The organism is Streptomyces sp. NPDC048639 (assembly GCF_043199075.1).
Classification (GTDB): domain Bacteria; phylum Actinomycetota; class Actinomycetes; order Streptomycetales; family Streptomycetaceae; genus Streptomyces.
In genome coordinates, this window is the sequence record NZ_JBICVP010000015.1 from 125,930 (window position 1) to 135,869 (window position 9,940).

3 protein-coding genes, 1 tRNA gene and 1 rRNA gene are annotated in these 9,940 nt (G+C 69.1%); 1 reads left to right on the top strand and 4 read right to left on the bottom strand.

The window, feature by feature from the left end; genetic code table 11:
* Nucleotides 1-209: 209 nt before the first annotated feature.
* Complete coding sequence (locus ACGFNH_RS31555) at nucleotides 210-5,729, bottom strand: HAMP domain-containing protein (protein WP_393659629.1); 5,520 nt, start codon at nucleotides 5,727-5,729, stop codon at nucleotides 210-212.
* Between the two features lie 439 nt (nucleotides 5,730-6,168).
* On the opposite strand from ACGFNH_RS31555, the gene ACGFNH_RS31560 reads away from it, so the two are divergent.
* The gene (locus ACGFNH_RS31560; RefSeq protein WP_393659640.1) at nucleotides 6,169-8,823 is read left to right on the top strand and encodes a SpoIIE family protein phosphatase; all 2,655 of its coding nucleotides are present in this window, start codon (nucleotides 6,169-6,171) and stop codon (nucleotides 8,821-8,823) included.
* A gap of 74 nt (nucleotides 8,824-8,897) precedes the next feature.
* On the opposite strand, the gene ACGFNH_RS31565 is transcribed toward ACGFNH_RS31560, so the two are convergent.
* The 3 genes from ACGFNH_RS31565 to rrf form a co-directional block, all read right to left on the bottom strand.
* Nucleotides 8,898-8,973, bottom strand: a tRNA-Thr gene (locus ACGFNH_RS31565).
* A gap of 73 nt (nucleotides 8,974-9,046) precedes the next feature.
* Nucleotides 9,047-9,748, bottom strand: coding sequence for a DegT/DnrJ/EryC1/StrS family aminotransferase (locus ACGFNH_RS31570; protein WP_393659642.1), 702 nt, complete (start codon nucleotides 9,746-9,748; stop codon nucleotides 9,047-9,049).
* 105 nt (nucleotides 9,749-9,853) lie between these two features.
* Nucleotides 9,854-9,940, bottom strand: a 5S ribosomal RNA gene (gene rrf / locus ACGFNH_RS31575); the annotation flags it as partial.

Here is a 9,940-nt window from a genome sequence, read left to right on the forward strand (position 1 = left end):
CCGGCCACCCCAGGGGACGACTCCCTTGCGTCGCCCGTCCTCGTGCCGGTCATGGTAGCCGCACCCCGCCTGTCGACACACCCTGTCACCGCGATGTCACTGTGCACGTACCGGAAACGCGGTGGGAGACCAGAAAGTTCCCCGATTCCCGCGTTTCCACACACGATCGCGCACATCGATCCCGCGAATCTCTGTGCGTTCCGTCACGCTCACTCGGCCTCGGGTCGCATCCACTGCTCCATGACCACGAGCAGATGATCCGTGTCCACCGGCTTGGTGACGTAGTCGGACGCACCGGACTCGATGCTCTTCTCCCGGTCTCCCTTCATGGCCTTCGCGGTCAGCGCGATGATGGGCAGCCCCGCGAACTGCGGCATCCGGCGAATCGCCGCCGTTGTCGCGTAGCCGTCCATCTCCGGCATCATGATGTCCATCAGAACCACCGCCACATCGTCGTGCTGCTCCAGCACTTCGATGCCCTCGCGGCCGTTCTCCGCGTACAGCACCGACAGACCGTGCTGCTCCAACACACTTGTCAGCGCGAACACATTGCGGATGTCGTCGTCGACGATGAGCACCTTCTCCCCGTGGAAGCCGCCCTCGAAGCCGCGCTCGACGAGGTCGCGCCCCTTGTCCAGCCACGCCTCCTGCGGCGCCTGCCCGCCCGGTACCCCGTTCTGGGACACCTCCTCGGCCGGCTCGGCCGTCTTCCGCCGCAACCGTGCCAGCCCGCTGACACCGCGGCGCCCTGACCGCGTGTACGAGGCGTCGGCGTCCTCCTCGGCGCTCTCCAACTCCCGCGGCCTCTCCTCGCCGGCCGAAATGCCGAGCAGCGGGTCGCCCGCGGGCGCCGCGACGGCGCCGGCGCCCATGGGACCCGCGGGCGCGAGCTGCGGGTAGCCCTGCGGGGGCAGTTCGGTCGGGTTGAGCGGCAGGTAGAGCGTGAAGGTGGAACCGCGGCCCGGTTCACTGGCCGCGTGGATCTCGCCGCCCAACAGCCGCGCGATCTCCCGGCTGATGGACAGGCCCAGGCCCGTACCGCCGTACTTCCGGCTCGTCGTGCCGTCCGCCTGCTTGAACGCCTCGAAGATGACCCGCATCTTGCTGGCCGCGATCCCGATGCCGGTGTCCGTCACCGAGAACGCGATCATGTCGGCGTCCGGGGCGCGCAGCGAGCCGTGCTCCAGCAACTGCTCGCGGATGGTCGCCGGAACCTCCGCCCCGGCCGGGCGGATCACCAGCTCCACTGCCCCGCCGTCGGTGAACTTCACCGCGTTCGACAGCAGATTGCGCAGCACCTGCAGCAGACGCTGCTCGTCGGTGTGGAGCGTGGCGGGCAGCTCGGGCGAGACCCGTACGGAGAAGTCCAGACCCTTCTCGGCCGTCAGCGGGCGGAACGTCGCCTCGACGTAGTCCACGAGCTGCACCAGGGCGATACGGGTCGGGCTGACGTCCATCTTGCCCGCCTCGACCTTGGAGAGGTCGAGGATGTCGTTGATGAGCTGCAGCAGGTCCGAGCCCGCGCCGTGGATCGTCTCGGCGAACTCCACCTGCTTCGGGGAGAGATTGCCGTCGGCGTTGTCGGCCAGCAACTTGGCAAGGATCAGCAGCGAGTTGAGCGGCGTGCGCAGCTCGTGCGACATGTTGGCCAGGAACTCGGACTTGTAGCGCATGGAGACCGCGAGCTGCTCGGCACGCTCCTCCAGGACCTGCCGCGCCTCCTCGATCTCGGTGTTCTTGACCTCGATGTCGCGGTTCTGCTGGGCCAGCAGCTCGGCCTTCTCCTCCAGTTCGGCGTTGGAGGACTGGAGGGCCTTCTGCCGGTTCTCCAACTCGGCCGAGCGGATGCGCAGTTGCTCGGTCAGCTCCTGCGACTGCCCGAGCAGCACCTCGGTCTTGGTGTTGACGCTGATGGTGTTGACGCTCGTGGCGATCATCTCGGCGATCTGGCTGAGGAAGTCCTTCTGGATCTGCGCGAAGGGCTGGAACGATGCCAGCTCGATCACACCGAGGACCTGGCCCTCGAAGAGCACCGGCAGCACGATCACATGCGCCGGCGGCGCCTCGCCGAGACCGGAGGCGATCTTCAGGTATCCCGGCGGCACGTTCTCGATGAGGATCGTCCGCTTCTCCTCGGCGGCCGTGCCGATCAGTGTCTCCCCCGGCCGGAACGTCGTCGGCATCGTCCCCATCGAGTAGCCGTACGACCCGATCAGGCGCAGCTCGTACGAACCGTCCTCGGCGGGGCCCCCGATCTCCGTGGCATCGCTGATCGGCAGCGCGAGGTAGAACGCGCCGTGCTGGGCGGAGACGACCGGCGTCAACTCGCTCATGATGAGTCCCGCCACGTCCTTGAGGTCGCGGCGACCCTGCATCAGACCGGAGATCCGGGCGAGGTTGCCCTTGAGCCAGTCCTGCTCCTTGTTGGCGAGCGTGGTCTCGCGGAGGGTGGCGATCATCGTGTTGATGTTGTCCTGGAGTTCCAGGATCTCGCCCGCCGCGTCCACGTCGATCTTCAGGTTGAGGTCGCCACGGGTCACCGCGGCGGCGACCGCGGCGATCGCGCGCACCTGACGGGTCAGGTTGCCCGCCATCTCGTTCACCGACTCGGTCAGGTCGCGCCACGTGCCCTCGATGCCGCGGACGCGGGCCTGCCCGCCCAACTTGCCCTCGGTGCCCACCTCCCGGGCCACCTGGGTGACCTGCTCGGCGAACGAGGAGAGCTGGTCGACCAGCGTGTTGATGGTCGTCTTCAGCGCGAGGATCTCGCCCCGCGCATCGATGTCGATCTTCTTGGTGAGATCGCCCTTCGCGATCGCGGTGGTGACCAGGGCGATGTTGCGGACCTGGCCGGTCAGGTTGGACGCCATCGAGTTCACCGACTCGGTGAGGTCCTTCCACGTACCCGATCCGCCGGGCACGCTCGCCTGGCCGCCGAGGATGCCCTCGGTGCCCACCTCGCGCGCCACGCGGGTCACCTCGTCGGCGAACGACGACAGCGTCGTCACCATGGAGTTGACGGTGTCCGCGAGCTGGGCGACCTCGCCGCGCGCCTCGACCGTCACCTTCTTCGTCAGGTCGCCGTTGGCGACCGCGCCTGCGACCTGGGAGATGTTCCGCACCTGGATGGTGAGGTTGTTGGCCATCAGGTTGACGTTGTCGCTCAGGTCCTTCCAGATGCCGGTGACGCCGGGCACCCGGGCCTGACCGCCCAACTGGCCCTCCGTGCCCACCTCACGGGCCACGCGGGTCACCTGCTCGGCGAACGAGGACAGCTGGTCGACCATCGTGTTGACGGTGGTGACGAGTTCGAGGATCTCGCCCTTGGCATCGACGGTGATCTTCTTGGACAGGTCGCCGCGCGCGACCGCCGTCGTCACCTCGGCGATGTTGCGCACCTGCGACGTCAGGTTGTTCGCCATGAAGTTGACGGACTGGGTGAGGTCCTTCCAGGTACCGGAGACGCCCTGCACCTCGGCCTGGCCGCCCAGGATGCCCTCGGTGCCCACCTCGCGGGCCACCCGCGTCACCTGGTCGGCGAAGGAGGACAGCTGGTCCACCATGGTGTTGAGGGTGTTCTTCAGCTCCAGGATCTCGCCACGGGCGTCCACATCGATCTTCTGCGACAGGTCACCGCGCGCCACCGCGGTGGCGACCTGCGCGATATTGCGGACCTGGGCGGTGAGGTTGCCCGCCATGCCGTTCACGGAGTCGGTCAGATCGCGCCACACGCCCGCGACGCCGGGCACCTGCGCCTGGCCGCCCAGCCGGCCGTCCGTACCCACCTCACGGGCGACCCTGGTCACCTGCTCCGCGAAGGCGGACAGCTGGTCGACCATCGTGTTGATGGTGTTCTTCAGCTCCAGGATCTCGCCGCGGGCGTCGACGTCGATCTTCTGCGACAGGTCACCGCGTGCCACCGCGGTCGTGACCTGGGCGATCTGCCGCACCTGGGAAGTCAGGTTGCCCGCCATGAAGTTGACGGAGTCGGTCAGCTCCTTCCAGGTGCCGGAGACGCCGTCCACCCGGGCCTGACCGCCCAGCCGGCCCTCCGTACCCACGTCGCGCGCCATGCGCGTCACCTGGTCCGCGAAGGAGGACAGCTGGTCCACCATCGTGTTGACGGTGGCCTTGAGCTGGAGCATCTCGCCGGAGACGTCGACGGTGACCTTCTGCGACAGATCGCCGTTCGCCACCGCCGTCGTCACCTGCGCGATGTTGCGCACCTGTCCGGTGAGGTTGCGGAAGGCGGTGTTCACCGAGTCGGTGAGGTCCTTCCACGTCCCCGCGGCCCCCGGGACCTGCGCCTGGCCTCCGAGTTCACCCTCCACACCGACCTCACGCGCCACACGCGTCACTTCGGCACCGAAGGAGGAGAGCTGGTCGACCATCGTGTTGACGGTGTTCTTCAGCTCCAGCATCTCGCCGGCCACATCGACGGTGACCTTCTGCGACAGGTCGCCGTTCGCCACGGCCGTCGTCACCTGCGCGATGTCCCGCACCTGCGCCGTCAGGTTGCGGAACGCGGTGTTCACCGAATCGGTCAGGTCCTTCCACGTACCCGCCGCACCCGGCACCTGCGCCTGACCGCCCAGCTGGCCCTCGGCCCCGACCTCGTTCGCGACGCGCGTGACCTCGTCCGCGAAGGTGCGCAGCGTCTCGGTCATCGTGTTGATGGTCTCGGCGAGTTGCGCGACCTCGCCGCGTGCACTCACCGTCACCTTCTGCGACAGATCGCCGTTGGCGACCGCGGTGGTCACCTGGGCGATCCCGCGCACCTGCGCGGTCAGGTTGCCCGCCATGAGGTTCACCGAGTCGGTGAGGTCCTTCCAGACGCCCGCGACACCGGGAACCTGTGCCTGGCCGCCGAGTTCGCCCTCGGTCCCCACCTCACGGGCGACTCGCGTCACCTCGGAGGAGAAGGACGAGAGCTGGTCGACCATCGTGTTGACGGTGTTCTTCAGTTCCAGCATCTCGCCGGCCACATGGACTGTGACCTTCCGAGACAGATCGCCCTTGGCGACCGCCGTCGTCACCAGCGCGATGTCCCGCACCTGAGCGGTGAGCCGGTACGCCATGGTGTTGACGGAGTCCGTCAGGTCCTTCCAGGAACCGGACATGCCCCGCACCTTGGCCTGGCCACCCAGCTTCCCCTCGGTGCCCACCTCGCTGGCCACGCGCGTGACCTCGTCGGTGAACGCCGAGAGCTGGTCGACCAGCCCGTTGACGGTACGGCCCACCTTCAGGAACTCACCGCGCAGCGGATGCGCCGTCCCGTCGGCGCCCTGCGCCCGCAGATCCATGCGCTGCGAGAGATCGCCCTCGGAGACCGCGGACAGCACCCGGCCGACCTCGGACACGGGCCGTACGAGATCGTCCACCAGCGCGTTGGACGCGTCGATGGCGGCCGACCACGAGCCCTCGCAGGCGCCCGTCTCCAGCCGCTCCGTCAGCTTCCCCTCGCGGCCCACCACGCGCCGTACGCGGGCGAGCTCGCCGGTCAGATGCAGATTGCGATCGGCGACTTCATTGAACACGGCGGCGATTTCGGACATGACGCCCTCGCCCGACACCGTCAATCGTTTCCTGAAATTACCGTCCCGCATCGCGACCAGCGCGGTGAGCAATCGATTCAGCGACGCCGTATCCACCTCGGTCGTCCCGTTGCTACGGGACCGTCCGCCCTTCGCGCGCGTGCTCGCGGCCCGCGCCGCTGCGCCAGACTCCACCGTGTCCCTCCTGCAGGGTCGACCATCCGGGCAAGGTCCTCTATGGAACCTTCCCAGTGTTTCACCATGGCCCAACCAGGCCATAACAGTTCGGCAGCATCGCACACCGGCCGCCCGCACTAGCCTCTACCGCACTCCGGAGGCGTAAACACACGCGACCGGCATCCGCACGGACGGCGAAGGTAAGTAACCTGGCATCCGTCTGTCCATCCGCCCGCCTCCCGGGAGGGCGGTGGCGTGTGAGACGACAAGGCATCGGAGGGGCGGCCGGGACGTCCGGCCATAGGGAGCGGGGATGAAGGAGCGGGGCGAGAGCCTGGTCCAGCAGGGCGTCGCGGACGGTGATATCGGTCACGGGCCCGACCGAGCGGACCACCCAACGGCTCCCGGGCCCGTCGTCGACGGCCGCACCACCCCGGGGTCGGACGACGTACCACCCATGAGGAGACCAGTGATCACCGCGCGGGCTGCGGCCACGTTCGAACCGGTCGGGCGATCCGTCGCCTCCGCCCGCGCATTCGTCCGCGACACCCTCCAGGGATGGGGCTTCTCCGACATCGTCGACGACGCCGTCGTCCTCACCAGCGAACTGGTCACCAACGCCGTGGTGCACGCGGGCACCTCCGCCGACGTGCTGTGTCTCCGCAACGAACAGGGCGTACGCGTCGAGGTCGCCGACCGCTACCCCGAGCGCGAACTCCCCTTGCAGAACACGGGCCGTCACCACGCACACCCGGATCGTGAGGGCGGCAGGGGCCTCCTGCTGTGCGGAGCCCTGGCCAGCCGGTGGGGCGTGGAGTACAGCGCCACGAACAAGCAGGTCTGGTTCCAGCTCGACCTCGCCGAGCGCCCCGCCGGCACACGCTCCGCCGGCCCCGCGCTCCCCACCGTCGCACTCCCCGTCGCCGACTCCCACGTCCGCGTCGCCGTCATCCAGATCGAGCGCGGCGGAAACGTCAGTTCGTGGAATGACGACGCACAGGAGCTCTTCGGTTACGCCCCGGAACAGGTGATCGGAAAACCGCTCACCGACCTCGCCGCCTGGCCCCACACCCCCGGCACCGGCACCGGCATCGTCGAGGCGCTCCAGCTCTCCCGCTGGGAGGGCTCGTACGGCATCCGCGACACCGAGGGCCGCGTCGTACCCGTCTACGCCTCGCATCTGCGCGTCCGCGACTCCGAGGGCGAGCCCTCGACCGTGCTCCTCCTCGTCCGCGACCACGAGCGCGCCATCCTGCAGACGACGCTGCGGCCCCCCGCCGGCGACTCGTCCGCCACCACGACGGACGGACGCGGGCCCGCCGCCGACCCCTTCGAGGTCTTCATCGGCTCCCCCGCCCCGGACGATCTCGACGGCCTCCTCCAGCGCACCGTGGAGCGGGCCCGGGACATGCTCGACGGCGACGCCGCGTACCTCCTGCTCGCCACGGACGACGAGACCGAACTCGAGGTCCGCGCCTCCACCGGACTGCCCTCCGCCCGCCAGCGCTTCGCCCGCGTCCCCGTCGAGGCCGGGACCGGGCGCTACGGCTCCGCCCGTATGCCCGCCGTACACGAGGACCTCTCCGCCGTGCCCGGCGCCGTACCGCTCCTCGGCGGCACCGGCATGCGCTCGGTCGTCACCGTCCCGCTGAAGGTCGAGGGCCGCCTGACCGGCTCACTCGGCGTCGCGGCGGAGTCGTCCGGCCGTTACACCAACGAGGAAGCACTGCGCCTGCAGTTCGCGGCCGACCGCATCGCGCTGGCCGTCGAACGAGCCCGCCTCACCGAGCTCGAACGGCTGCGCCGCGGATCGCTCTCGTTCCTCGTCGAGGCCTCCGACCTGCTCGCGGGCACGCTCGACCGCGACCAGACCCTGGCCCTCATGGCCCAGATGACGGTGCCGACCCTCGCCACCTGGTGCGCGGTCTACACGGTCGCCGACCCGTCGTCCGAGCCCGAACTCTCCTACGTCCTGCACGAGGACGAGGACCGCATCGACGGGCTCAAGACCCTGCTGGGCAAGGTCGCACCGCCCGACCCCGTGCCGACCCCCGGGGCCCGCGTATGGACCGCCCCGAGCGACGCCGCACACGCCGCGGCACTCCGCTCCTCGCTCCGTGCCGTCGACATGGGCGACCCCTCGCAGGTCACCTCCGGCCCCGGACCGTCGCTGGCCACCGCCTCCGCCGTCGGCGGGGAAACGGTCGTTCTGCCGCTGGTGGCCCGTAACCGCGTCATCGGCATGCTCACCCTCGGCAAGCCCACCGAGGAGCACTTCCGGCAGGAGATCCTCGAACTCGCCGAGGACCTCTCGCGCCGGGCCGCGCTCGCCCTGGACAACGCACGGCTGTACTCCGAGCGCACCGCCATCAGCCAGTCCCTGCAGCGCAGTCTGCTGCCGCCCGAACTGCCCGAGATCCCGGGCGTCGAGGTCGAGGTCATCTACCGCGCCGCCGGAGAGGGCAACGAGGTCGGCGGCGACTTCTACGACGTCTTCCCGATCCGCGACGAGGCGTACGGCTTCGCGATCGGCGACGTCTGCGGCACGGGGCCGGAGGCCGCCGCCGTCACCGGACTCGCCCGGCACGCACTGCGCCTCCTCGCCCGCGAGGGCTTCGGCGGCCCCGCGGTGCTGGAGCGCCTCAACACCGCGATCCTCGACGAGGGCGCCCGCAGCCGGTTCCTCACCCTCCTCTACGGCGAGTTGTGGCCCCAGCAGGACGGCAGCGCGGTCCTCAAGGTCGTCTGCGCCGGTCATCCCCTGCCGCTGCGCCTGCGCCAGGACGGCAGCGTGGAGCCGGCGGCCGAACCGCAGCCGCTCCTCGGCGTGATGGAGGACCTGGAGCTCTACGAGCAGACCGTCAGGCTCGATCCGGGCGATGTCCTGCTGTGCGTCACCGACGGCGTGACGGAGCGCCGTGAAGGCACCCGCATGCTCGGCGACGACGGCCTGATCGACGTGCTGACGACCTGCACGGGCCTCACGGCCGGGGCGGTCGCGGCCCGGGTCCTGCGGGCCGTGGAGCGCTTCGCCGCGGATTCCCCGTCCGACGACATGGCCATCCTCGCGATGCGCGTCCCGGAGCTGCAGACAGTCGTCCAGGATTCCTGACACAACGCGGCCCGGCCAAAGCCGCGTTCAGAAACGAAGAAGGCCCCCGCCACGATGGCGGGGGCCTTCCTGCATGGAGCCCCAATACGGAATCGAACCGTAGACCTTCTCCTTACCATGGAGACGCTCTGCCGACTGAGCTATTGGGGCGCGGCAGCGGACACGATCATACCCGAACTCCCGTGCCCGCCCGAATCGGTTGGCCGCCCCGTCCTGTCGTCCACTACGCGGGCTGCAACAGCCCGCCGAGCGCGTTGCACGCCGATGCCACACGCTGCAACTCCCGCCGCGTCATACCCGCTTCGACGGGCAGCGACAGGCATTCGTCCGCCGCCCGCTCCGTCTCGGGCAGCCACACATCGCGCCGAAAGGGCGGCATACGGTGCACGGGAGTCTGTACGGGCACCTGGCACCGAACTCCCTTCGACCGCAAGGTCCGCGCGAACGCGTCCCGGTCCGGCCGCCCATTGCCGGGCACGCGAACGACGTACTGCAGGAAGGTGTGTTCGGTCCCGGGCGCTACGCGCGGGGTGATCACATCGCTGAGCCTCTGCGTAAGGAAAGCCGCATTGGCCTGACGCTTCACCGTCTCCGCGGAGGAGCTCTGCTGGACGGCGTGCGGCACGAGCAAAAGGCCGCGGCGCTCCGCGAGTTCAGTGATACGCGTCATCTCGGCCCGGTGGCCGAACTGATGCACCGGAACGACAGCCGCAGTGCGCGACGTCACCGCGACATCGACAGCCGCCGGATCGATGCAGAAGGTGTCGGGGTCTATGTCCACGTACACCGGCAGTCCGCCGGCCCGTCGCACGGCCTGTACGACCTCGGAGGTGCCGTACGAGGGCACGATCACTTCATCGCCCGGACGCACGCCCGCGCTGGTCAGAGCATGCTGGAGCACATCTGCAGGAAGTTCCTGTCCCATGGCACCGATCGTGCCCGCGCAACATGAACTCCAAGTGGCGGGCAGCACAACGCAAGAGAGCCCTGTCGGGAACCGAAGTTCCCGACAGGGCTCTCTGCAATGATTGTTCGGCGGTGTCCTACTCTCCCACAGGGTCCCCCCTGCAGTACCATCGGCGCTGAAAGGCTTAGCTTCCGGGTTCGAAATGTAACC

Excerpts from the sequence above, each read along its gene's own strand:
- ACGFNH_RS31560 (WP_393659640.1), top strand. The coding sequence starts at position 6,169 with ATGAGGAGACCAGTGATCACCGCGCGGGCTGCGGCCACGTTCGAACCG.
- ACGFNH_RS31570 (WP_393659642.1), bottom strand. The coding sequence starts at position 9,748 with ATGGGACAGGAACTTCCTGCAGATGTGCTCCAGCATGCTCTGACCAGC.